The sequence below is a fragment of the Streptomyces indicus genome, assembly GCF_900100315.1.
In the GTDB taxonomy this organism is placed as follows: Bacteria; Actinomycetota; Actinomycetes; order Streptomycetales; family Streptomycetaceae; genus Streptomyces; species Streptomyces indicus.
This window is the reverse complement of record NZ_FNFF01000011.1, coordinates 45185-66836: the sequence shown is the minus strand read 5'-3', so window position 1 is coordinate 66836 and position 21652 is coordinate 45185. Positions and strand designations below refer to the sequence as shown.

23 protein-coding genes are annotated in these 21652 nt (G+C 72.1%); 7 read left to right on the top strand and 16 right to left on the bottom strand.

Annotated elements, in window-relative coordinates; all coding sequences use genetic code 11:
* Positions 1-57 precede the first annotated feature (57 nt).
* From BLT97_RS24695 to BLT97_RS24680, 4 genes are all read left to right on the top strand, one after another.
* The gene (locus BLT97_RS24695; protein WP_093614074.1) at positions 58-726 is read left to right on the top strand and encodes an MOSC domain-containing protein; all 669 of its coding nucleotides are present in this window, start codon (positions 58-60) and stop codon (positions 724-726) included.
* A 107-nt stretch (positions 727-833) separates the two neighbouring features.
* Positions 834-2369 (top strand): multicopper oxidase family protein, encoded by a 1536-nt coding sequence (locus tag BLT97_RS24690; RefSeq protein ID WP_093613823.1) that lies wholly within the window; start codon positions 834-836, stop codon positions 2367-2369.
* A 9-nt stretch (positions 2370-2378) separates the two neighbouring features.
* Positions 2379-3152, top strand: a complete 774-nt coding sequence (locus tag BLT97_RS24685) for an SDR family NAD(P)-dependent oxidoreductase (RefSeq protein WP_093613821.1) — start codon at positions 2379-2381, stop codon at positions 3150-3152.
* Between the two features lie 81 nt (positions 3153-3233).
* Positions 3234-3593 carry a hypothetical protein gene (locus BLT97_RS24680; RefSeq protein WP_093613819.1) on the top strand — a complete coding sequence of 120 codons (360 nt, stop codon included), beginning with the start codon at positions 3234-3236 and terminating at the stop codon, positions 3591-3593.
* A gap of 172 nt (positions 3594-3765) precedes the next feature.
* Here the strand turns inward: BLT97_RS24680 and groL are convergent, their stop codons facing one another.
* Both groL and groES read right to left on the bottom strand, forming a co-directional pair.
* A complete protein-coding gene (gene groL, locus BLT97_RS24675) occupies positions 3766-5394 on the bottom strand; it encodes a chaperonin GroEL (RefSeq protein ID WP_093613817.1) in 1629 nt (542 codons plus the stop codon).
* Positions 5395-5507: 113 nt separating this feature from the next.
* Positions 5508-5816: a co-chaperone GroES gene (gene groES / locus BLT97_RS24670; protein WP_016434667.1), complete on the bottom strand. Its 309-nt coding sequence runs from the start codon at positions 5814-5816 to the stop codon at positions 5508-5510.
* A gap of 582 nt (positions 5817-6398) precedes the next feature.
* On the opposite strand from groES, the gene BLT97_RS24665 reads away from it, so the two are divergent.
* Complete coding sequence (locus BLT97_RS24665; protein WP_093613815.1) at positions 6399-7811, top strand: FtsW/RodA/SpoVE family cell cycle protein; 1413 nt, start codon at positions 6399-6401, stop codon at positions 7809-7811.
* Positions 7812-8192: 381 nt separating this feature from the next.
* Here BLT97_RS24665 and BLT97_RS24655 read toward each other — a convergent pair whose 3' ends face one another.
* A complete protein-coding gene (locus tag BLT97_RS24655) occupies positions 8193-9017 on the bottom strand; it encodes a polysaccharide deacetylase family protein (protein WP_245769526.1) in 825 nt (274 codons plus the stop codon).
* The gene (locus BLT97_RS24650) at positions 9014-9907 is read right to left on the bottom strand and encodes a polysaccharide deacetylase family protein (protein WP_093613813.1); all 894 of its coding nucleotides are present in this window, start codon (positions 9905-9907) and stop codon (positions 9014-9016) included. Before BLT97_RS24650 ends, BLT97_RS24655 begins: the two co-directional genes overlap by 4 nt.
* On the opposite strand from BLT97_RS24650, the gene BLT97_RS24645 reads away from it, so the two are divergent.
* Positions 9906-11204, top strand: coding sequence for a class I SAM-dependent methyltransferase (locus tag BLT97_RS24645; RefSeq protein WP_093613811.1), 1299 nt, complete (start codon positions 9906-9908; stop codon positions 11202-11204). The genes BLT97_RS24650 and BLT97_RS24645 overlap by 2 nt on opposite strands.
* Here the strand turns inward: BLT97_RS24645 and BLT97_RS24640 are convergent.
* The 5 genes from BLT97_RS24640 to tsaB are packed head-to-tail and all read right to left on the bottom strand — an operon-like array spanning position 11186 to position 14429.
* Positions 11186-11539: a YciI family protein gene (locus BLT97_RS24640; protein WP_093613809.1), complete on the bottom strand. Its 354-nt coding sequence runs from the start codon at positions 11537-11539 to the stop codon at positions 11186-11188. The genes BLT97_RS24645 and BLT97_RS24640 overlap by 19 nt on opposite strands.
* A gap of 46 nt (positions 11540-11585) precedes the next feature.
* Entirely contained in the window at positions 11586-12092 is a 507-nt protein-coding gene (locus BLT97_RS24635) for a transporter permease (RefSeq protein WP_143041375.1), read from the bottom strand.
* 27 nt (positions 12093-12119) lie between these two features.
* The gene (gene tsaD / locus BLT97_RS24630; RefSeq protein WP_093613805.1) at positions 12120-13241 is read right to left on the bottom strand and encodes a tRNA (adenosine(37)-N6)-threonylcarbamoyltransferase complex transferase subunit TsaD; all 1122 of its coding nucleotides are present in this window, start codon (positions 13239-13241) and stop codon (positions 12120-12122) included.
* Positions 13234-13749 carry a ribosomal protein S18-alanine N-acetyltransferase gene (gene rimI, locus BLT97_RS24625; protein WP_093614070.1) on the bottom strand — a complete coding sequence of 172 codons (516 nt, stop codon included), beginning with the start codon at positions 13747-13749 and terminating at the stop codon, positions 13234-13236. Before rimI ends, tsaD begins: the two co-directional genes overlap by 8 nt.
* A 26-nt stretch (positions 13750-13775) precedes the next feature.
* Entirely contained in the window at positions 13776-14429 is a 654-nt protein-coding gene (gene tsaB, locus BLT97_RS24620; protein ID WP_093613803.1) for a tRNA (adenosine(37)-N6)-threonylcarbamoyltransferase complex dimerization subunit type 1 TsaB, read from the bottom strand.
* Between the two features lie 128 nt (positions 14430-14557).
* Between tsaB and BLT97_RS24615 the strand changes: the two genes are divergently transcribed.
* On the top strand, positions 14558-15106 hold the full coding sequence (locus BLT97_RS24615; RefSeq protein ID WP_093613801.1) for a hypothetical protein: 549 nt from the start codon (positions 14558-14560) through the stop codon (positions 15104-15106).
* An 86-nt stretch (positions 15107-15192) separates the two neighbouring features.
* Here the strand turns inward: BLT97_RS24615 and BLT97_RS37980 are convergent, their stop codons facing one another.
* The 7 genes from BLT97_RS37980 to BLT97_RS24585 form a co-directional block, all read right to left on the bottom strand.
* On the bottom strand, positions 15193-15360 hold the full coding sequence (locus BLT97_RS37980) for a hypothetical protein (RefSeq protein ID WP_176953880.1): 168 nt from the start codon (positions 15358-15360) through the stop codon (positions 15193-15195).
* A 151-nt stretch (positions 15361-15511) separates the two neighbouring features.
* Positions 15512-16027: a tRNA (adenosine(37)-N6)-threonylcarbamoyltransferase complex ATPase subunit type 1 TsaE gene (tsaE, locus tag BLT97_RS24610; RefSeq protein WP_093613799.1), complete on the bottom strand. Its 516-nt coding sequence runs from the start codon at positions 16025-16027 to the stop codon at positions 15512-15514.
* Positions 15990-17225, bottom strand: a complete 1236-nt coding sequence (locus tag BLT97_RS24605; protein ID WP_093613797.1) for an alpha/beta fold hydrolase — start codon at positions 17223-17225, stop codon at positions 15990-15992. Before BLT97_RS24605 ends, tsaE begins: the two co-directional genes overlap by 38 nt.
* Before the next feature lie 181 nt (positions 17226-17406).
* Complete coding sequence (alr, locus tag BLT97_RS24600; protein ID WP_093613795.1) at positions 17407-18552, bottom strand: alanine racemase; 1146 nt, start codon at positions 18550-18552, stop codon at positions 17407-17409.
* A 73-nt stretch (positions 18553-18625) separates the two neighbouring features.
* Positions 18626-19519: a L,D-transpeptidase family protein gene (locus tag BLT97_RS24595; protein ID WP_245769525.1), complete on the bottom strand. Its 894-nt coding sequence runs from the start codon at positions 19517-19519 to the stop codon at positions 18626-18628.
* Between the two features lie 207 nt (positions 19520-19726).
* Entirely contained in the window at positions 19727-21169 is a 1443-nt protein-coding gene (locus tag BLT97_RS24590) for an NAD(P)H-hydrate dehydratase (RefSeq protein WP_093614066.1), read from the bottom strand.
* Positions 21170-21177: 8 nt separating this feature from the next.
* Positions 21178-21546: a holo-ACP synthase gene (locus BLT97_RS24585; RefSeq protein WP_093614064.1), complete on the bottom strand. Its 369-nt coding sequence runs from the start codon at positions 21544-21546 to the stop codon at positions 21178-21180.
* Positions 21547-21652: the final 106 nt, after the last annotated feature.

Below are 21652 nucleotides of genomic sequence, written 5' to 3'. Positions count from 1 at the left end.
GGGGGGACCGGAGAAATACGCTCGACGGCTTGGAGAAGGATCTCTAGCGTGAGCGGCATGAAGCTACTCAGTCTCAATGTCGGCAAGGCCACCCCCGTCCCGTTCACTGACCACCCGAGCGGGATGTCGGGCATCGACAAGCAGCCGGTCGACAGGCCGGTCCGGGTCGCCGCGCCGGGCGTGAAGGGCAAGGGGCCGGGCGGGGTGGCCGGGGACGAGGTGTGCGACCAGCGCTTCCACGGCGGCGACGACCAGGCGGTCTACGCCTTCGCGCGCGAGGACATGGACGCGTGGGAGCAGCGTCTGGGCCGTTCGCTGCGCAACGGCTTCTTCGGCGAGAACCTCACGACCTCCGGGCTCGACGTGTCCGGGGCGCTGATCGGCGAGCGCTGGCGGATCGGGTCCGACCTGCTGGTCGAGGTCACCTGCGGGCGGATCCCGTGCGCGACCTTCCAGGGGCAGCTCGGTGAGAAGGGCTGGGTGCGGCGCTTCACGCAGGAGGGCGCCCCCGGTGCGTATCTCAGGGTGATCGAGCCGGGCGAGATCTCGGCCGGGGACCCGATCGAGATCGTGCACCGGCCGGAGCACGACGTGACGGTCGCGGTGCAGTTCCGTGCGGCCACGCTGGACCGTTCGCTGCTGCCGCGGGTGCTCACCGCGGGTGAGGCGCTGCACTACGAGGCGCTGAAGAACGCGCGGGAGTACGTGGCGAAGTACGAGAGCTGACACCCGGAGGTACGAGGTGACCGGCCCGCTCCCGTAAGGGGCGGGCCGGGGTCGGTTCAGGGGCTTTCCCGATGGGGCGCGGCGGCCGCCGCCGCGACCGTTGAGGCATGACGACAAAGGGTGGCGGGCGCGGCAGGCTCAGGCGGATCCTGATCACGCTCGGGGTGGTCGTGGGGGTGCTTGCCGCGGCGGTCGGCGGCGGCTTCGCGTGGCTGTGGACGGGCGCCGATGTGGACACCGTCGGCAAGGAGCCGTTCGAGAACCGGCTCGCGATCCCCCCGCTCGCGAAGTCGCGGGTCGAGGCCGACGGCACGCGCGTCTTCGACCTGCGGATGCAGGCGGGCGAGAAGGAGTTCAAGTCCGGTCAGCGGACGCGCACTTGGGGGTTCAACGGGGACTACCTCGGGCCCACGCTGCGCGCCGGGCGCGGCGAGAAGGTCAAGGTGCGGATCTCCAACGGCCTGGACGAGGCGTCCACCGTGCACTGGCACGGGATGCATCTGCCGGCCCGGATGGACGGCGGCCCGCACCAGATGGTCGAGCCCGGCGGCACCTGGAGCCCGCGGTGGACGGTCGACCAGCCGGCCGCCACGCTCTGGTACCACCCGCATCCGCACGGCGCGACGGAGAAGCACGTGCAGCGCGGGCTCGCCGGGATGTTCCTGCTCGACGACGACAAGGCGCGCAAGCTCCCGCTGCCCGACGACTACGGGGTGGACGACCTGCCCGTCATCGTGCAGGACGTGCGGTTCGACGGGGCGCAGTTCGACCACGGGCATCAACTGATGCGCAACACCGGCTTCCTGGGCGACCGGACGATGGTCAACGGCACCCTGAACCCGTACAGGGAAGTCGGCGACGAGCTCGTACGGCTGCGGCTCCTGAACGCCTCCACCGCCCGCGTCTACGACTTCGGCTTCTCCGACGACCGCCGCTTCTCCCTGATCGGCACGGACGGCGGGCTCCTGGCGCAGCCCGCGGCCATGGACCGGGTGCAGCTCTCCCCCGGTGAGCGCGCCGAGATCGTCGTACGGATGAAGGCCGGTGAGCGGACCGTGCTGCGCAGCTTCCCGCAGGACAACTACGGGGACGCCTGGCAGACGCGGTTCAGCGGGGGCGACGACTCCTTCGACGTCCTGGAGCTGCGCGCGAAGGCCTCGCTGCGCCCCTCCCCCGCGCTGCCCGGACACCTCGCCGAACCCGAGGTCCCCGACGGCACGGACTCGGCCCGGTCCCGCTTCTTCGGGCTGCGGATGTCCGGCATCAACGGCCGCCCGATGGACATGGCCCGGATCGACGAGGTGGTCACGCGGGGCACGGCGGAGACCTGGACGGTGCGCAACGAGGACGGGATGCCGCACAACTTCCATGTGCACGACGTGCAGTTCAGGGTTCTGGAGGTGAACGGCGAGCGGCCGCCGCCGGAGCTGCGGGGCGCCAAGGACACGGTGTTCGTGCCCGGCGGTACGACGGTGAAGCTGGCGATGCGGTTCGAGGGTCCGGCCGACCCGGACACCCCGTACATGTACCACTGCCATCTCCTGTACCACGAAGACGGCGGAATGATGGGGCAGTTCGTGGTCGTGGAGAAGGGGCAGCGGGCGGGGAAGCCCGCGGCGCACGCGGGCGGGCACAGTCACTAGCCTTGGCCCATGACTACGGCTCTCATCACCGGTGCGACCGCCGGCATCGGCGCCGCCTTCGCGCGGCGCCTCGCGGCGGACGGACACAACCTGGTCCTGGTGGCCCGGGACACCAAGCGCCTGCGGGAGCAGGCGACCGAGCTGCACGACCGGCACGGCATCGAGGCCGAAGTCCTGACCGCCGACCTCGCCACCGAGGGCGGCATCGAGACGGTCGAGAAGCGCCTGTCCGACCCGCGCCACCCGGTGGACCTGCTGGTCAACAACGCGGGCTTCGGCAACAAGGGCCGCTACCTCGAGGTCTCCATGGCCGACGAGCTGACCATGCTGAAGGTGCACTGCGAGGCGGTGCTGCGCCTGACGTCGGCGGCGGTCCCCGGGATGCGGGAGCGCGGCCGCGGCGGGGTGGTGAACGTGGCGTCGGTGGCGGCCTTCCTGCCGCGCGGCACGTACGGCGCGTCGAAGGCGTGGGTCGTGCAGTTCACGCAGGGCGCCGCGAAGGACCTGACGGGCTCGGGCGTACGCCTGATGGCCCTGTGCCCCGGCTTCGTCCGTACGGAGTTCCACCAGCGGGCCGGCATGGGCACCGACAACATCCCGTCGTGGATGTGGCTCGACGCGGACAAGGTGGTCGCCGCGGCGCTCGCCGACCTGGCCCGCGGCAAGCAGGTGTCGATCCCGGACGCGCGCTACAAGACGCTATTGGGCGCGGCGAAGCTGGTCCCGCGGGGGCTGCTCGGCGGGATCACCTCGAAGACGGGACGGAAGTACGGGCCTCAGTGAGCGGGACCGCGGGCCGCGGCAGGGCGATGTGTCCGGGGGCACCACTGGAGCGGCGGGCCCGGCCGTCCATACGATGGGGCCATGTCGAAGCCTGACGAGCTGCTCGTGAACATCGCCGCGCTGGTGGAATCCGAGCAGAGCAACCAGATGTCTCTGACCGTGGTGGCCGGTGGAGCTGTCATCACCGGTCGGCTGGCGCCCGAAGCCGTATGGCGGCAGCGGGTGTCGGACGTGCTGACGGACTCGGACCGTCTGCACGCGTTCGCCGCCGCGTTCAACGCGCCCGCGGCGAAGGAGGGCCCGCCCACCCACCTGCACTTCCATGTCGCGCGGATCCTCCAGGGCATGGTGGGCATCCCCGAGACGGGCGGGATGTACCGGGTCGCGATCGAGGACGTGAGCGCCTGGACGATGGGCGACTTCAGCTACTCCGACCACTGACCCGCAACTCCGTCACGCAAGCCGAAGGCCCGGCACCCCGAGGGGTGCCGGGCCTTCGTACGACCTGCGAGAGGGTCGGGCCTACGAGTTCGGACCTACCCGGAGGCCGGACCTACGAGGTCGGGCCTACGCGTTCGGACCTGCACGCAGGCCGGACCTACGAGGTCTGACCTCAGTGGGCGTGGCCGTGACCGTGGCCGTGGCCCGCCTCGGCCTCCTCCTCGGCCGGCTTCTCGACGACCAGGGTCTCGGTCGTGAGCAGCAGGGAGGCGATGGAGGCCGCGTTCTCCAGGGCGGAGCGGGTGACCTTGACCGGGTCGATGACGCCGGCCTTGACCAGGTCGCCGTACTCGCCGGTCGCGGCGTTGAAGCCGCTGCCCTTCTCCAGCTCGGCGACCTTCGAGGTGATGACGTAGCCCTCGAGGCCCGCGTTCTCCGCGATCCAGCGCAGCGGCTCGACGGCGGCGCGGCGGACGACGGCGACACCGGTGGCCTCGTCGCCCTCCTTGCCGAGGTTGCCCTCGAGGACCTTCACGGCGTGCACGAGCGCGGAGCCACCACCGGAGACGATGCCCTCCTCGACCGCGGCGCGGGTCGCGGAGATGGCGTCCTCGAGACGGTGCTTCTTCTCCTTGAGCTCGACCTCGGTGGCCGCACCCACGCGGATCACGCAGACGCCGCCGGCCAGCTTCGCGAGGCGCTCCTGGAGCTTCTCGCGGTCCCAGTCGGAGTCCGTGGCCTCGATCTCGGCCTTGATCTGGGCGACGCGGCCCGTGACGTCCTCGGAGTTGCCGCCACCGTCGACGATCGTGGTGTCGTCCTTGGTGATGGTGACGCGGCGGGCGGAGCCGAGCACGTCCAGACCGGCCTGGTCCAGCTTGAGGCCGACCTCTTCGGCGATGACAGTGGCGCCGGTGAGGATCGCCATGTCCTGGAGCATCGCCTTGCGGCGGTCGCCGAAGCCGGGGGCCTTGACGGCCACGGCGTTGAACGTGCCGCGGATCTTGTTCACGACCAGGGTCGACAGGGCCTCGCCCTCGACGTCCTCGGCGATGATCAGGAGCGGCTTGGAGCCGCCGGCCTGGATGACCTTCTCCAGGAGCGGGAGCATGTCCTGGATCGAGGAGATCTTGCCCTGGTGGATCAGGATGTACGGGTCGTCGAGGACGGCCTCCATACGCTCCTGGTCGGTGACGAAGTACGGGGACAGGTAGCCCTTGTCGAAGGCCATGCCCTCGGTGAAGTCGAGCTCCAGACCGAAGGTGTTGGACTCCTCGACGGTGATGACACCGTCCTTGCCGACCTTGTCCATGGCCTCGGCGATGAGCTCGCCGATCTGCTTGTCCTGGGCGGACAGCGCGGCCACGGCGGCGATGTCGGACTTCTCCTCGATCGGACGCGCGGTGGCGAGCAGGTCCTCGGAGACGGCCTTGACGGCGGCGTCGATGCCCTTCTTCAGGGCGGCCGGGGAGGCACCCGCGGCGACGTTGCGCAGGCCCTCGCGGACGAGCGCCTGGGCGAGCACGGTGGCGGTGGTCGTACCGTCACCCGCGATGTCGTTGGTCTTGGTCGCCACCTCCTTCACCAGCTGGGCACCGAGGTTCTCGTACGGGTCCTCGACCTCGACCTCGCGGGCGATGGTCACACCGTCGTTGGTGATGGTGGGGGCGCCGAACTTCTTGTCGATGACGACGTTGCGGCCCTTGGGGCCGATCGTCACCTTGACCGTGTCGGCCAGCTTGTTGACGCCGCGCTCAAGGGCGCGACGGGCGTCCTCGTCGAACTTCAGGATCTTCGCCATGGAGCTTTTCAAGTCCTCTCAAAAAATGAACCGCGCCCCTGGCCGACCGGCTTTCGCAGGGGGCCAGGGGCGCGGTCGGAAGCAAATCCGGGGAACCCGGTGATTCCGGTGAATTACTTCTCGACGATCGCGAGGACGTCGCGAGCCGAGAGGACGAGGTACTCCTCGCCGTTGTACTTCACCTCGGTGCCGCCGTACTTGCTGTACAGCACGATGTCGCCGGTCTTCACGTCGAGCGGCAGACGCTCGCCGTTCTCGAAGCGGCCCGGACCGACGGCGAGGACGACGCCCTCCTGGGGCTTCTCCTTCGCGGTGTCCGGGATGACCAGGCCAGAGGCCGTGGTCTGCTCGGCGTCGAGCGGCTGGACCACGATGCGGTCCTCGAGCGGCTTGATGGCAACCTTGGAGCTGGCGGTCGTCACGATCCGACCTCCCCCTTCGGAGATCTCGGGGATGAACTGTCTGAGGTGGCGACCAGGTGGATCCGTCGTCGCGGGTGCCGGACCTGCCCGTCGCTGTGTTGGCACTCTCCGGTGGGGAGTGCCAGGCCCGAGACTATGACCGCGATTAGCACTCGGTCAAGCGGAGTGCCAATCCAGGGGGCGGTTTCGCTCTCGGGTGACCGGGGCGCCCGGACTCCGGGGTGAACGGGGTGCACCACGCGCGGGTCGTCACGTGCCGGGCACGCCTCGGGCACCGGTCGGTCTCGATCGGCGAACGTACGGGGGGAGGCGGGGGTTCCGGCGGCACCGTACGGGGATGACCGCGCCCCATGGACCGCGAGCGGACGGCCCGGATGCTCCCCGGTGAGCCGTCGCAGCCCGTGGCCGGGCCCCCCGACGGACTGGGCGCCGGTGGCCGGCCGAGCACACGCCCCGGAACCACCCACCCCACGTGAGGCGTCTCACCTGCGCGAACCCCGGGTCCCCCCACCGCGTCTCCCCTGACGCAGCCAGACAAAGGGTGCAAAGCGAGTACGACCGGCAGAACGGGTGGGTGGACGGATGGCCGTACAGGCTCCCTACGCAGGGCAGGGCGCGCAGCCCGCCGGTGACGACCGGGCGGCGCACGAAACGCAGGACGCCGGGCGCGGACTCGCCGTCTCGCACCGGCGCACCGAGGCCCTGCTCCTGCTGCTCTCCGTCGCCGTCACCACCTTCGGCCAGGCCACGGCGGGCCTCGCCGTGCACGGCCAACTGCCGGGCAATCTCGCCCAGTTCGCGCTCAGCATGGCGCTGCTGTCCTTCGCGGCCCATCTCGCCGTACGCCGGTTCGCGCCGTACGCCGATCCGCTGATCCTGCCGCTCGCGATGCTGATCACCGGGCTCGGCCTCGTACTCCTGCACCGGCTCGACCCCGCGTACGCCGAGCGGTTCGGCTCGGATCCCACCGCCGGCGGGCAGCTCATGTGGTCCGTGATCGGGGTCGCCGGCTGCATCGGGCTGCTCGTGGCGCTGCGCGACCACCGGCGCCTGCAGCGGTACATCTACGTGACGATGGCCGTCGCGCTCGTGCTGCTGCTCGCCCCGGCCTTCTTCCCCGGCGACACCTACGGCGCCAAGCGCTGGATCTACCTCGGCGGGCTCTCCTTCCAGCCCGGCGAGTTCGTGAAGATCATGATCGCGGTGTTCTTCGCCGGCTATCTCACGGTCAACCGCAACGCCCTCGCCCTCACCGGCCGCAAGATGCTCGGCGTACGGCTGCCGCCCGGACGGCAGTTCGGGCCCATCCTCGCGATCTGGGCGGTCAGCCTGCTGGTGCTCATCTTCGAGCGCGACCTGGGAACATCGCTGATCTTCTTCGGGCTCTTCGTCGTGATGCTGTACGTGGCCACGCAGCGCACCAGCTGGATCGTGACCGGTCTCCTGATGGCCGCGCTCGGCGCCTTCGTCGTCGGCTCGCTCGAACCGCATGTGCACGGGCGCGTCGAGGCCTGGCTCGACCCGTTCGCCGTATACGCGAAGGACAGCGGCGGATCCGACCAGCTCGCCCAGGCGCTGTTCAGTTTCGGCAGCGGGGGCCTGACCGGCACCGGGCTCGGGCAGGGCCACCCCGAGCTGATCGCGTTCGCCGGGCGCAGCGACTTCATCCTCACGACGGTGGGCGAGGAGCTGGGCCTGGCCGGCCTGACCGCCGTGCTGCTCCTGTACGCCCTGCTCGTGCAGCGCGGTCTGCGCACCGCCCTGCTCGCCCGCGACCCCTTCGGCAAGCTGCTCGCGGCCGGCCTGTCGGCGGCGCTCATGCTCCAGGTGTTCGTGGTCGCGGGCGGGGTCACCGGGCTGATCCCGCTGACCGGCAAGGCGCTGCCCTTCCTCGCGAAGGGCGGCTCCTCGCTCGTGGCGAACTGGGCGATGATCGCGATCCTGCTGCGGATCAGCGACAACGCGGGGCGGCATCGGGCGGCGGAGTCGGCCTAGGCCCTGTCCGGCGGATCTTGCGCTCTCTCATCGCCCCGGACTGTGGACCTTGAGCGGAGTCTTGTCGCGGCGGGTGGGTGGAAGCCGTCAGTCGAACGATGGCCACCGGTCGGCGGCCCACCCGCCAACCCGTCCAGCCGGCGGGTGGGCTGCTGGCTGCGTTGCCGCTCAGCTCTGCCGGCTCGGGCACCTCGAAGTGCGTCTGCCAGTGCAGAATCTCGGCCTCGGTCATACGTTGGTGCCGAGCTTGAGCGCCTCCAGGGCGAGCCAGAGCATGCGCCCCTCGAGCACATCACGCTTCCCGTCCGGGACTGCCTCGCCGAACAGTCCCGGCAGCCGCGGAGGCACCTTGCGCGCTCCCGCCGCGTGCCGGTGGGGCCGTCAGATGTAGTCCTCCAACCGCGCCACCGTGAACCCCTGCTCCTGGATCTTCCGCAGCATCCGCGTGGTCATCTCCGTCAGGGACGCCCCGTGCAGCTCGTCGGGCCCGCGGAAGTGGGCGAGCACGATGTCGCCGGGCCGCAGCTTCGCGCCCTCGGCGTACCGCAGATCGTTGATCTGCATCGACGCCCGCCACAGCACCACCGCCGAGATCCCGCAGTCCGCCGCGGCCCGCAGGGTGTCCGCGTTGTACTCGCCGTACGGCGGACGGAAGAGGCGTGGGCGCTGGCCGAAGCGGTCCTTGAGCTTGTCCTGCTGGCCGCAGATCTCCCAGCGCTGCCCGGCGTACGGAAGCCCCGGCAGATACGGGTGGTCGAGGGTGTGGTTCTGGATGGTGGCGCCCACCGAGGCCAGCTCGCCGAAGTGGGCGTAGCCCGGTCCGGCCACGCTGTCGGTGAGGAACATCGAGACCGGCAGCCGCAGTTCGCGCACCATCCGCACGAAGCGCGGGTCGCGCTCGGCCCCGTCGTCGAAGGTCAGGAAGACGACCTTGTCCTTGGTCGGTACGCGGTCGAGCACCGGCGGAAGCCCCGGTCCCGCGCCCTTGACCGCGGTACGCGGCGGCGGCTCCGGTGCCGGCGCGAGCGGCTTGTCCAGGCCCCAGCGGCGGGCCGTGGCGTGGCTGACGCGGCGCTCCTCGACCTTCTGCGCGGCCTTGCGCCCCAGCCGTTCGATCGGGTCCACGGACTGCGCGCAGCCGCTCGCCCCGAGAGCGAGCGCACCGGCCGCGAGCACGCCGGCCAGCAGCCGGTGCGCGGCCCTCACAGGTAGTCCTCCAGGCGTGCCACCGCGTACCCCTTGTCGGTGACGACCTTCATGAACTTCCGGATCATGTCGGGCATCGAGCCCTTCCAGTCACCCTTGCCGCGGAAGTGCGTGAGGATGATGTCGCCGGGGTGGATGTCGCGGTCCCACTCGCGGTAGTCCATGCGGTCCACGAAGACCTCGGCGTTCCACAGCGGCACGGCCTTGATGCCGCACTGCTTGGCGGCCTTGAGGGTGTCGCGGTTGTAGTTGCCGTACGGCGGCCGGAAGAGCTCGGGGCGCTTGCCGTAGCGCTTCTCGATCACGTCCTGCATGCCGCAGATCTCCCGCTTCTGCTGGTCGAAGCTGAGGCCCGGCATGTAGCGGTGGTTGAGCGTGTGGTTGTTCAGGACCACGCCGCGGTCCTGCATCTTCTTGAAGTAGCCGTAGTCCTCCTTGACCAGGTAGTCGCTGAGGAACGCGGTGTACGGGATCTTCAGGTCGCTCATCATCTTCAGGAACTGCGGGTCCTTCTCGGCCCCGTCGTCGATCGTCAGGAAGACGACCTTGTCCCTGGTCGGGATCGTGGTGAAGACGTGCGGCAGGTCCTTCTGGCCGGACACCTCGAAGCCCTTGCGGGTCACGGGCTCCGTCTTCTTCGCCGGCGGCTCGGGCGCGGTGAGCGGCATCTTGGCCAGGCCCCAGCGCTTGACCGCCGCCACCTTCGCGGCGTGTGCGGCGGCCCGCTGCTTGGCGAGGTCGGCGGCCTGCTGGCCGGGGGCGGGCTTGACGGCCTCGCCGGAACCGCCGCCGGAGCAGGCGGTGGCGACGAGGGCGGTGGCGGTGAGTACGGCCACTCCGGAGGCGGCCAGCCGCACCCGGTTTTTGTGATTTTGTCGTACTAGTTGCATGGGGTCGGATCCTGTCAGCGGCTGCCCCTCCGGACCGGGCGACAACGCCGCCGGGGCCCGCACGATCCACCGAGTGGCCGACAATGGCGAGGTGAACGACCCCGCCGCTTTCCGCGCCCTGCTCTCCGCCGAGGGCCACGACCTGCTCGCCGAACTGCAGGACCACGACCCGGCCCAGGAGCTCGCCCTCGCGACCCGCCTGCGCCGTACATACGCGCCCGGCCTCGTCTCCGCCGCCCTGGCCCAGGCCCGGCTGCGGCAGCGCGCGGCGGCCAAGTTCGGGGCGGACGCGGCACGGATGTTCTTCACGCCGAACGGCGTCGAGCAGGCGACCAGGACGAGCGTCGCGGCGTACCGCGCACAGGAGTTCAAGGCCCTCGGCGTCCGCACGCTGGCCGATCTGTGCTGCGGCATCGGCGGGGACGCGATCGCGCTGGCCCGCGCGGGCATCTCGGTGCTCGCCGTCGACCGCGACCCGCTGACCTGCGAGGTCGCCCGCGCCAACGCGGAGGCGCTGGGGCTCGCGGAGCTGATCGAGGTGCGCGAGGCGGATGTCACGGAGGTCGACACGTCCGCGTATGACGCGGTGTTCGTCGACCCGGCCCGGCGCGGCGGACGCGGCCGCATCTTCGACCCCGAGGCCTACTCGCCGCCGCTGTCCTGGGCCGTCGAGGCGGCCCGCAAGGCCCCGCACGCCGCCCTGAAGATCGCGCCGGGCGTGCCGCACGAGGCGGTTCCCGACGACGCGTACGCGGAGTGGATCTCGGACTCCGGCGATGTGAAGGAGGCCGTGCTCTGGTTCGGCACCCGGCCCGGCACCTTCGGCGCCACCCTGCTCCCGTCCGGCGTCTCGCTGCGCTCCGCGCGCGCCACGATGCTGCCCGACCCCGAGCCGCGCCCGGTGGGCCGTTTCCTCTACGAGCCCGACGGCGCCGTGATCCGCGCGCATCTCGTGGCCGAGGTGGCGCAGCAGGTCGGCGGCGCTCTGATCGACCCGATGATCGCGTACGTGACCTCGGACGCGCGGCACGCGACGCCGTACGCCACCGCGTACGAGATCACCGACCAACTGCCGTTCAACATCAAGAAGTTGAAGGCGCTACTGCGGGAGCGCGAGGTCGGGATCCTGACCGTCAAGAAGCGCGGCTCCGCGGTCGAGCCGGAGGAGCTGCGCAAGAAGATGAAGCTCCAGGGGCGCAACTCCGCGACGGTGTTCCTGACGCGGGTGGCGGGGGCGCCGACGATGCTCGTCGGCCACCCCGCACCGGCGCCGGACGATCAGCCCTCGGCGAGCTGACGCAGCTCACAGGTGATGGTCCACTGCTCCTCGTGGATCTTGAGGAAGCGCTTGGTCCACTCCAGGGCCTCGGCCTCGTCCTTGGTCTGGAAGACCGCGTACCCGCCGATGACCTCCTTGGTCTCGGTGAACGGGCCGTCGGTGACGGACAGTTCACCGCCGCTGTAGAGCACGCGCTTGCCCTCGGAGGTGGGGTGCAGACCGGCGGTGTCGAGCAGCACGCCCGCCTTGGTCATCTCCTCCATGAGCTTGCCCATGCGCTCCATGAGCTCCTCGCTCGGGCCGCCGGGGTTGTTGTTCTCGTCGATGCGGATCAGCGAGATGTAGCGGGGCATGGTGACTCCTCTGGTCGGTGCGGAGGAGGGACCGTTTCCCTGCCTCTCACCCATGCGTCGAACGGGCTCCGCCCGGATCGACATGCTCCGCAGATTTTTCCGGAGAATTTTTCCGGGGGTCGTCGGCTTCCGGTCCCGACCAGGCGCGCGGGCGCAGGAACACGACGCCGAGCAGCCATACGACGAGCGCGCCGACGCCCGTCCAGAGCAGCAGTCCGGCGTCCTCGCCCTCCTGGCCGGGCCGGCCGTTCAGGCCGAGACCGAAGCCGACGAGCACCAGGGCGCTCGCGACCGAGAGCCCGACGAGCACCTTGCGGACGCGCAGCCGGCGCCCCGGCAGGCTCCCGCTCTTCTCGTCGTGCCGGCGGACGGCGCCGCGGACGCCGTGCCGCCGCTCCAGGTAGCCCCAGCCGATCCACGAGAACAGGCCGACGAGCATCATGATCCAGGCAAGGTTCAGAACGATGTCCATCCACAGGACATCGGTGAAGTCGACGAACTTGCCGCGGGCCGACTGCACTTGCTGCACGGAGAGTTCCGGAGAAGTCGTCATGCCCGCCCGAGTACCCCGGAAGGCCCCTCACCCGTACAGGTTGTCCTTCGCCACCTCGTGCACGTGGTCGTGGGAGTGCCCGTGCCCATGTCCGTGCCCGGTCCCGTGCCCCGGCACATGCGGCTCCGTCACCGGCAGCGAGGAGTCCGCCGACAGGTCCCAGTCCGAGGCCGACCGGCCCCGGGCCACCATCTCGGCGCCGAGGGCCGCGACCATCGCGCCGTTGTCCGTGCACAACTTCGGGCGCGGGACGCGCAGTTGGATGCCCGCCTTGTCGCAGCGCTCCTGGGCCAGCGCCCGCAGCCGGGAGTTGGCCGCCACGCCGCCGCCGATCATCAGGTGCTCCACGCCCTCGTCCTTGCAGGCCCGTACGGCCTTGCGGGTCAGGACGTCGACCACCGCCTCCTGGAAGGAGGCCGAGACATCGCGTACGGGCACGTCCTCGCCCGCATTGCGCTTCGCCTCGATCCAGCGCGCGACCGCGGTCTTCAGGCCCGAGAAGGAGAAGTCGTACGCGGGGTCGCGCGGGCCGGTCAGGCCACGCGGGAAGGAGATCGCGTTCGGGTCGCCCTCCTTCGCGTACCGGTCGATGACCGGGCCGCCGGGGAAGCCGAGGTTGAGCACCCGCGCGATCTTGTCGAAGGCCTCGCCGGCCGCGTCGTCGATGGTGGCGCCGAGGGGGCGCACGTCCGAGGTGATGTCGGCCGAGAGCAGCAGCGAGGAGTGGCCGCCGGAGACGAGCAGCGCCATCGTCGGCTCGGGCAGCGGGCCGTGCTCCAGCTGGTCCACGCAGATGTGCGAGGCGAGGTGGTTCACGCCGTACAGCGGCTTGCCGAGCGCGTACGCGTACGCCTTCGCGGCCGAGACGCCGACGAGCAGCGCGCCCGCGAGACCGGGCCCGGCCGTCACGGAGATGCCGTCGAGGTCCTTCGCGCTGACGCCCGCCTCCTTCAGGGCGCGCTCGATGGTCGGCACCATCGCCTCCAGGTGCGCGCGCGAGGCGACCTCGGGCACCACGCCGCCGAAGCGGGCGTGCTCGTCGACGCTGGAGGCCACCGCGTCGGCGAGCAACGTGGTGCCGCGGACGATGCCGACTCCGGTCTCGTCGCAGCTGGTCTCGATGCCCAGAACGAGCGGTTCGTCAGCCATGGGTCTCGGTTCCTTGTACAGGGGTTTCTTCTACGGAGGCGGAGGCGGAGGGCGTCGCGGGCGCCGACGCGGGGTCGGTCAGGCGCATCACCAGCGCGTCCACGTTGCCCGGCTGGTAGTAGCCGCGCCGGAAGCCGATGGGCTCGAAGCCGAAGCGCTCGTAGAGCTTCTGGGCCCGCTCGTTGTCCACGCGCACTTCGAGCAGCACCTCGGTGCACTCGAAGGCGGTGGCGTGCCGCAGCAGGTCGGTGAGCAGGGCCGAGCCGAGGCCCGTGCCCCACTGCTCGCGCGCCACGGCGATGGTCTGGATGTCGCCGAGCCCGCCGACGGCCGCCAGGCCCGCGTAGCCGACGATCCGCTCGCCGTCCACCGCCGCCACATAGCGGCGGGACGCGCCGGGGCCACGGGCGTGCGCGAGCTCGGACCAGAACATCCCCCGCGACCAGGCGTCGTCGGGGAACAGCTCCTTCTCGAGCTCCAGCACCGGTTCGATGTCCCACCAGCGCATCTCGCGCAGGACAGGGGTCTCGCTGGTCACTTCGGGGTGACCACCTTGTAGTTCTTGGGCACCTGGGCGTCCGGGCGGCGCAGGTACAGCGGCCGCGGCTCGGTCAGCTCCTCGCCGGCCGCGAGCTTCTCGGCCGCGAGCGAGGCCAGCGCACCGGCGCTGACGTGCTCGGGCCCGTGCGCGTCGGGGAACGTCTCCGGGTACAGACCCGCGCCGGCGCCGACCGCGGGCAGACCCGCGACCTGCTCGGCGATCTCGGCGGGGCGGTCCACGGCCGGGTCGGTGACGCGCGTACGGCTGCCGCTGTAGCGGGCCCAGTAGACCTCCTTGCGGCGGGCGTCCGTCGCGACGACGAAGTCCCCTTCGAGGCCGGAGGCGTACGCGAGTCCGTCGAGCGTGCACAGGCCGTGCACGGGCACGCCGAGGGCCGAGCCGAAGGTCATGGCCGTCATCAGGCCGACGCGCAGTCCGGTGTACGGGCCGGGGCCGGTGCCCACCACGATCGCGGTGACGGCGTCCAGCTTCACGCCCGCGTCGGCGAGCACCCGGTCGACGGCCGGGAGCAGCAGCTCACCGTGTCTGCGCGCGTCGACGCTCGATGACTCGGCCAGGACGGTCCGGCCGTCGTGCAGGGCGGCCGTGACGGCGGGGGTGGCGGTATCCAGAGCGAGCAAGAGCACGCGAACAGCCTACGGCGTGCAGGGGCAAGGCACGGCGCCCCGGCCGTACAGGGCCCGGCTGCTAACGTCGCTCTCCGGACGTATTTGACGGACCCAGTCGTGTGTACGAAGGGTGTGGAGGTAGCTCGGTGGCACGCAGCAGCGCCGGATACGTGGCCGGGCTCACCGCGGCGGCCCTCGCGGTCGTCGGCTTCCTCGCCGTCCAGGCCTCAGGATCCGCGCCGGAGACCCTCGGCAAGCCCACGACGCCCTCCTCGTCGAGCGCCTCGAAGAAGCCCGGCGGCAAGACCAAGCCCGGTGCGCTGCCGGCGCTGTCCGGCCAGGGCGAGCGGGTCGTGTACCAGCTGGGCACCGACCGCGTGTGGCTGGTCGGCCAGGGCGACAAGGTCCAGCGCACCTTCAAGGTCATGCCGAGCACGGTGGACCCGCTGCCCGGCGAGTACGCGGTGTCCACCCGCTCGGGGGCGATCACGGGCTCGGACGGGGTGCCGATCGAGCACGTCGTGCGCTTCGCCTCGAACGAGGGCGTGACGATCGGGTTCAGCGCGGCGCAGGACGGCTCGACGCCCGAGCCGGACACCTCCCGCAAGACCGGCGGTATCCGCGAGACGCGCGAGGACGGGCGCGCGATGTGGGAGTTCGCAACGGTGGGGACGAAGGTCGTCGTCGTCGAGTAGGCGCGACACCGCGGTTCAGGCGAGTAGGTGCGACACCTCGTTCAGGCGCGGCACCTCGTCGCGTGGACGAGGTGCCGGAAGTGTGGTCAGGCGGCGTCGCGGTGCGGCGCCGCTTCCTTGTGCCCGTCCTCGCCCCGTACGCGCTCGGCGAGGCTCGGCGGCGTGGAGACCGCGGTGGCCGCGGCGCAGGACGCGAGCAGGTCGCTCATCGACGGCTGCGGCGGGCGGGTCGTCTCATGGTCCGGGGCCGACATGGTGCCTCCCGAGGCTCCCGAGGCGGGCGTGGTTAGGCAGACCTAACCGTGGCTCGGTATCCATGTGAACACGGCAGGCAGGGGCCGCGCAATATCTTGCCGACGGCTTGTCGGAACGTTGTCGGAAACCATGAGCGAGCCCGCGGCCGGCTCAGGCGGCCAGGGCCTCCAGGTCCACGCCCGCCCAGCGCTCCCCGAGCCCGGTCAGCGTGATCGTCCGTACGTCCGAGGCGGCGTCGCCTTCTTCGCGGTGGATCACCACGTGCAGCCGGTCGTCGGTGAGCTCTTCGACCTTGCCCTCGCCCCACTCCACGACGATCACGGACTCGGGCAGCGAGACGTCGAGGTCGAGGTCCTCCATCTCGTCGAGCCCGCCGCCGAGGCGGTACGCGTCCACGTGGACCAGGGGCGGCCCGTCGCCGAGCGAGGGATGGACGCGGGCGATGACGAAGGTCGGCGAGGTGACGGCTCCACGCACGCCGAGACCCTCGCCCAGGCCCCGGGTCAGGGTCGTCTTGCCGGCCCCCAGCTCGCCGTTGAGCATGACGAGGTCGCCGGCGCGCAGGAGCTTGGCCAGGCGGCGGCCCAGCTCACCCATCTCGGCGGGCGAGCTGACGGTGAACCGGACGCTACTTGCGGGAGTCGACGTGGGGCGCGGTGCTTCCATGGGCAACCACGGTAGCGGCCGGCGCGGCCACGCCCGCACGCGCCAGAAGGTCGGCGAGACGGTCGGTGACCAGCTCGGGGTGCTCCAGCATCACGAGGTGGCCGGCGTCGGGCACGATCACCAGCTCCGCCTCGGGCAGCTCGTCCGCGATGGCCTCGCTGTGCTCGCTGGGCGTCACCAGGTCCTTGTCGCCGGCGAGCACGAGGACGGGTACGTCCGCGAAGTGCCGCAGCGCCGCCTGCTTGTCGTGGTCGCCGAAGGCCGGGTAGAACTCCGCGACCACGTCGATCGGGGTGGACTCGATCAGCCGCTCGGCGAAGCGGGCGACCGCGGGGTCCACCTCGCGGGAGGCGAACGAGTAGCGCTTGATGATGCCCGCGAACAGGTCGGCGGTGGCGCCCCGGGCCCGCTCGACCAGCTCGACGCGCGAGCCGAGCGCCTTGAGGACGCCGGGCAGGACCCGGCGCACGGCGTTCATGCCCGCGACCGGGAGCCCGTAGTTGACCTCGCCGAGCCGGCCCGAGGATGTGCCGACGAAGGCGGCGCCCACGACGCGCTCGCGGACGAGCTCGGGGAACTGGTCGGCCAGCGCCATGACGGTCATGCCGCCCATGGAGTGGCCGACGAGGACGACCGGGCCCTCGGGCGCGGCCGCGTCGATGACGGCCTTCAGGTCGCGGCCCAACTGGTCGATGGTGACCGGCTCCTGGCGCTCCGTCTGCGCCTTGCCCCGCTCCGAGCGGCCGTGGCTGCGCTGGTCCCAGTAGACGGTGCGCACCACGCCGCGCAGGGCCGCACGCTGGAAGTGCCAGGAGTCCTGGCCGAGGCAGTAGCCGTGCGAGAAGACCACGGTGACGGGCGCGGGGGCCTTGCGGCCGAAGAGGCGGCGCCTGCGGCGGGCCTGGGAGCTGTCCGGTTCGGGCTCGTCCACCTCGTAATAGAGGGCCGTGCCGTCCTCCGCGACGGCCTTGCCGGGCTGGCCGCGCAGCGAGCCGTAAGGTCCGGCGGAGTCGAGTGCGAGGCGGGCCTTCTTGCGCATGCCGCGTCCGACCGTGAGCCGCTCGACCGCGACACCGGCCGCCGCGCCCGCGGCGATCACGCCTATCGCGGCGCCCGCGAGGCCCGCCCTGCGCCAGCCGCCCGCTGCGGTCTCGGCGGCCTGGGCGGCCTGCGCGATCTGGGTGCCTGTGTCACTCACGTGCCGCTCCTGCCTCCTGCGTTACGAGGTCACCAGCCCGGCAGCGTCTGCCGCACGGTGGCCGTCCGGTCACGTCCACCGGTCCGGGCACTCGTTCACAGTTTGACCTCTTACCCGTTCCGCCCGCTCACACGTTCCCCTGGGCGAGGGCAACGTCACTCGTTCACATACGCGGGCGACGTCACTCGTTCACATAGACGCGGGGAACGCGCGATCCGATGCGGGTGACGATCTCGTATCCGATGGTGCCCGCCGCCTGCGCCCAGTCCTCGGCGGTGGGCTCGCCCCGGTCGCCGGGGCCGAAGAGGACCGCCTCGTCGCCCACCGCGGGCTCGTCGCCTTCGAGGTCGACCACGAACTGGTCCATGGCGACCCGGCCCGCGACCGTCCGCACGCGGCCGCCGACCAGGACCTTTCCGGTGCCGGATGCGTGCCGGGGCAGCCCGTCGCCGTAGCCGGCGGGGACGAGGCCGAGGGTGGTGGGCTCCGGGGTGACGTAGTGGTGCCCGTAGCTGACGCCGAGACCCGCCGGGACGCGCTTGACCAGCGCGAGCGAGGCGCTGAGCGTCATCACCGGGCGCAGCCCGAAGTCGGCGGGGGTGCCGAGCTCGGGGCTGGGCGACAGGCCGTACATCGCGATCCCGGGGCGCACGAGGTCGTAGTGCGACTCGGGGAGCGTGAGCGTGCCCGGGGAGTTGGCGATGTGGCGGACCTCGGGGGTGAGGCCGGCCTGCTCGGCGAAGCGCACCGCGTCGGCGAACTCGGCGGACTGGAGCGCGATCGACGGGTGGTCGGGCTCGTCGGCGCACGCGTAGTGCGACCAGATGCCGGTGACCTTGACGGTGCCCTCGGCCTCGGCCTTCAGGCAGGCCTCGACCAGCTCGGGCCAGTCGGCGGGCATGCAGCCGTTGCGCCCGAGACCGGTGTCGATCTTCAGCTGCACCTTGGCCGTACGGCCGGCCGCGCGGGCCGCCGCGGTCAGCTCGCGCAGCGCCCACATGCCGCTCACGCCGAGGTCGATGTCCGCCTCGATCGCCGCGCGCCAGGGGCCGCCGGGGGTCCACAGCCAGCACATGACGCGGGCGTCGTCGGGGCCGATGCCGGCGGCGCGCAGGGCGAGCGCCTCCTCGGGCGTCGCGGTGCCGAGCCAGGTGGCGCCGGCCTGGAGGGCGGCCCGGGCGCAGGGCACCATCCCGTGCCCGTACGCGTCCGCCTTCACCACGGCCATGAACGCGGACCGCGGCGCGCGGGCACGCAGCGCCCGCACGTTGGCCCGCAGGGCGGCCAGATCGATCTCGGCGCGGACGCGCACAGGTGTCTCAGTCATCGCGCCCCAGTGTCTCAGAGCCGTGCGCGGCGTCGGCGTCGTCGTGGCTCGGAACCCGCGCAGGCCGGGAGCGTCACGGCCTGCGCCCCCACACGTACACCCGGTCGCCCTTGTAGAGCTTGGTCCACAGCCGCTTGGCGTCCCGGTAGGAGAGGTTCACGCAGCCCGGGGAGCCCGGCGGGTTGTACACGCTGCCGTAGATCGCGTGGAAGGCCTGGCCGCCGCTGAAGAACTGGCTGTACGGCATGGGCGTGCGGAAGAGCGTCGAGAAGTGGTTCTTGTGCTTCCAGTAGACCTTGTGCCAGCCCGTCCGGGTCGGTGTGGACCGCTTGCCGCTGCGCACGGGGACCGGCCCGAAGATCGCCTTGCCGCCCTTCTGCACCCACATCAGCTGCCGACCGAGGTCCACACAGGCGATGCGGTACGGACGCGGCGGGCACTGCCTCAGCACCTTCGGATCGCGTACGGCGGTGAGCCGGCGCATCCGGGCCCAGGTCACCGGCCCGGCGAACCCGATGGCCGGCCGGATCCCCTGCGCTCGCTGGAACTTCCGGATCGCCGCGCAGTCCCGCGCCGACTGCCTGCCGTCCGCCTTGAGCCGCAGCCACTTCTCGACCTGGCGCTGGTGGGGACCGGTCCGCTTGCTGCACCGCGGGGCCGCGAGGCCGCGTACGACCTCGCCCGGCGGCACGTACTCGATGAGCGCGTCGAGCTCGGCGGGCGGCTCCATCGGCTCGACCGCGTCCTCCTCGGCGCTCGGCGTGTACACGAGCGGCGGCATGCCCTGGTCGGGGGTGTCGAGCTGCCAGCGGTGGTACGGGGTGAGCGGCACGCCCGGCACCAGCTCCTGCTGGGGTGCGGGGACGGGCGGGGGGCCGGGCTCGGCGGTGGCCGCGGGCGGCAGGGTGGCGAGGGTCGCGAGCGCGAGGGCCGCGGCGAGGGTGAGGCGTGTGAAGCGCTGCATCATCCCTTCAGGAAACGGGTGAACCGGGGCAAATCCCTGAAGGCGCGCGGCACATGTCAGCCCGTACGGCGGCCAGGGAGGAGCGCGTTCAGCGCGAAACGGGGACACGGGGACGCAGTGACGCGGGGACGCAGGGCCGCGCCCGTACGCCGACCCGCACGCACCCGTACGCCGACCCGCACGCCCCCGTACACCGACCCGCACCCGGCCCTACGCCGGCGCCTCACCCCGTACATCCCGCCAGACCTCCGGGATCGCGGCCGCCACGTCCTGCGCCGACGCCGGCGCCCCCGAAGCCGCCCGGCGCCCCGCGAGCCCGTGCAGATAAGCGCCCACCGAGGCCGCGTCCACGCCGGAGAGCCCCGCCGCGAGCAGCGCCCCGGACAGGCCCGAGAGCACATCCCCGCTCCCGGCCGTGGCCAGCCACGAGGTGCCCGTCGGGTTGGCCCGCACCGGCCCGCCGTCCGCCGGCGCGACCAGCGTGGTCGACCCCTTGAGCAGGACGGTCGCGGAGAACTCCGCCGCCAGGCGCCGTACGGAGGCGAGCCGGGCCGACTCCACCTCCTCGCGCGGGACCCCGAGCAGCGCCGCCGCCTCCCCCGCGTGCGGGGTCAGGACGGTCGGCGCCGTACGGGAGCGCAGCACCTGCGGGTCCGCGAGCCGCAGCCCGTCCGCGTCCACGAGCACCGGCACGTCCTGGGCCAGGACGTCGGCGACCCGCGCCGCGTCCTCCCCGATGCCGGGACCGACCACCCACGCCTGCACCCGGCCCGCGGCCGAGGGCGGTCCGGCGTGCACCAGCGTCTCGGGGAAGCGCGCGAGCACCTCGTCGCCGGCGGGCCCGGAGTAGCGCACCGCCCCGGCCCCGCCCCGCAGCGCGCCCGCGACGGCGAGGACCGCCGCTCCCGGATACGTGGCCGAGCCGGCCGCGATCCCGACCACACCCCGCCGGTACTTGTCGCTCTCCGCCCCCGGCTCGGGCAGCAGCGCCGCCACGTCCGCGTACTGCAACGCCTCGAGCTCGGGCACGGCGGGCAGGTCGAGTCCGATGTCCACGAGCCGTACGGCCCCCGCGTACGAGCGCGCCGGATCGATGAGCAGCCCCGGCTTGTACGTCCCGAAGGTCACCGTCGCGTCGGCCCGTACGGCCTCCCCGAGCACTTCCCCGGTGTCGGCCTCGATGCCGCTGGGCAGGTCCACGGCGACGACCACGGCGTCCGACTCCCGTACGGCAGCAGCGAGTTCGGCCGCCTCAGGGCGCAGGCCGCCCTTGCCTCCGATGCCCACGATGCCGTCCAGGACGAGGTCGGCGCGGGCGAGCGCGGGCCCGGCATCGGCCGGTGTGGTGACCTGGCCGCCCGCTCCGCGCAGCGCCGCGAGCCCGCCCTCGTGGGTGCGTTCCGGTGCGAGCAGCACCGCCGTGGCCCCGGCGCCGCGGCGAGCGAGCCGGGCGCCGGCGTACAGCGCGTCGCCCCCGTTGTCGCCGCTGCCCACGAGCAGCACGATCCGCGAGCCGTAGACCCGGCCGAGCAGATCGGCGCAGGCGGCCGCGAGCCCGGCCGCGGCCCGCTGCATCAGCGCGCCCTCCGGCAGCTCGGCCATCAGCGCGCGCTCGGCGGCGCGCACGGTCTCGGCACTGTGAGCGGTACGCACGTCGGACCTCACCCCTCCGCGATCACCACGGCGGACGCGATGCCCGCGTCGTGGCTCAGGGACACATGCCAGCCGCGCACCCCGAGGGCGACGGCGCGCGCTTCGACGGTGCCGGTCACGCGAAGGCGCGGTTGCCCGCTCTCCTCCACGTACACCTCGGCGTCCGTCCAGTGCAGCCCCGCCGGCGCCCCGAGCGCCTTGGCGAGCGCCTCCTTGGCGGCGAACCGGGCGGCGAGTGAGGCGTGGCCGCGGCGTTCACCGCTCGGCAGATACAGCTCGCTGTCGACGAAGAGCCTCCGGGCGAGCGACGGTGTGCGTTCCAGGGAGGCCCGGAAGCGCTCGATCTCGGCCACGTCGATCCCGACTCCGATGATCATCCGGCCCGCCCCGGCTGTGATGCGCGCATGGCGGCAGCCTACGGGGCGGAGCAGGGGCGCACAGGTCGCGGCCGGGGACGAAGCGGCGGCGCGCAGGGCGTGCACC